Origin of the sequence: Bacteroides stercorirosoris (assembly GCF_900142015.1) — a bacterium.
Taxonomy (GTDB): domain Bacteria; phylum Bacteroidota; class Bacteroidia; order Bacteroidales; family Bacteroidaceae; genus Bacteroides; species Bacteroides stercorirosoris.
The window spans coordinates 1-1,445 of record NZ_FQZN01000082.1 but is presented as its reverse complement, the minus strand read 5'-3'; the positions used below and the strand labels follow the sequence as shown (position 1 = coordinate 1,445).

1 protein-coding gene and 1 pseudogene are annotated in these 1,445 nt (G+C 38.1%); both read left to right on the top strand.

Annotated features, from left to right (window positions below):
* Nucleotides 1-46 precede the first annotated feature (46 nt).
* Nucleotides 47-556, top strand: a complete 510-nt coding sequence (locus tag BUC01_RS24820; RefSeq protein ID WP_073315209.1) for a helix-turn-helix domain-containing protein — start codon at nucleotides 47-49, stop codon at nucleotides 554-556.
* Nucleotides 553-1,407 (top strand): annotated as a pseudogene (locus BUC01_RS24815) (IS3 family transposase); the annotation flags it as partial. The gene BUC01_RS24820 and the pseudogene BUC01_RS24815, both read left to right, overlap by 4 nt.
* Between the last annotated feature and the right edge of the window lie 38 nt (nucleotides 1,408-1,445).

The window sequence follows — 1,445 nt, the reverse complement described above, 5'->3', positions numbered from 1 at the left end:
TGAAGTGACCCCCGAAAGTTGGACAAAAAACTTTCGGGGTTTATTTATGTCAAGACATCACACATTAGCAGAAAAGCAAGAAATCCTCCGTCTTCATGAAGACGGAGCCAGCATGGTTGAGTTGATGACTCGTTTTCATGTCAGCGATTATTATTTATATATTCTTTTTGGAAGATATAAGAAATATGGCATTGACGGTTTAGAAAATTACAAGAAAACCGTTATAAGTTTGGAATTGAAGTTGCAAATAATCAAGGAGTATGAGGAGGATTGCTTACCTTTGTGGCAGCTTTGCGTGAAGTATGACGTCAGTCATTCCAGTATTTGCCGTTGGATACAGCAATACAAATCTGGAGGATATGAAGAATTGTACCGTCATAAGCAGCGAGGGCGACCAATCAAGAATATGGGACGACCAAAAAAGAAAGAACCTCAAACGGAATTAGAAAAGCTCCAGGCTGAAAACTTACGCCTGCGGGCAGAGAACGCCTTGCTAAAAAAAGCAAAGGTCTTAATGGAAGAAAAAAGGGCCAAAACGAAAGATTCTGGTCTCTAGTCATCCATTCATTAAGGCCGGAATATGGTCTCGACCTATTGTTAGAGATTAAAGGAATGGCTCGTTCTACGTTTTATTACCACCTTAAACGACTTGGCAATACCTCAAAATATAAAGAGGAAAAGAAACGTATAAAGGAAATCTTTCAGGAAAGCAAAGGACGCTATGGTTATCGCCGCATCACCTTGCAATTACGTAATGATGGATATGTTATAAATCACAAGACGGTAGAGAAACTGATGCAGGATTTGGGAATCAAGTGTCTGATACGCAAAAAGCGGTATCGCTCCTATAAAGGAACTGTCGGCAAAATTGCACCAAATATCCTCAATAGGGATTTTAAGACAGATTGCCCTTATAGTAAACTTGCCACAGATGTGTCACAAATATCAATTGGTCAACAAAAAAGTTTTTTGTCGCCTATAATAGATATGTTTAATGGAGAAATACTTAGTTATAATGTATCTGATAGAGCAGATTTAGAACAAATAAACAAAATGTTGAAGGATGTTTTTGCTATTACAGACAAAGCACCGGCAGGGAATAAAATCCTGTTGCACTCTGATCAAGGATGGCAGTATCAACATAAAGACTATCAGAATGCATTGGCCCAACACGGGATAATACAAAGTATGTCCAGAAAGGGGAATTGTTTGGATAACTCTGTCATGGAAAACTTCTTTGGGATTATGAAGTCCGAACTCTTATACTCCAGGGAGTTTAAATCCATGCAGGAGTTCAAAGAGGAACTTGAGCAATATATTGATTGGTATAATAAGAAAAGAATTAAAATGAAGCTAAATGGAATGAGCCCGGTACAATACCGAGCTCATTATGAAGAGAATTTATAAAGTTATAATTTAACGTCCAACTTTCGGGGGGCACTTCA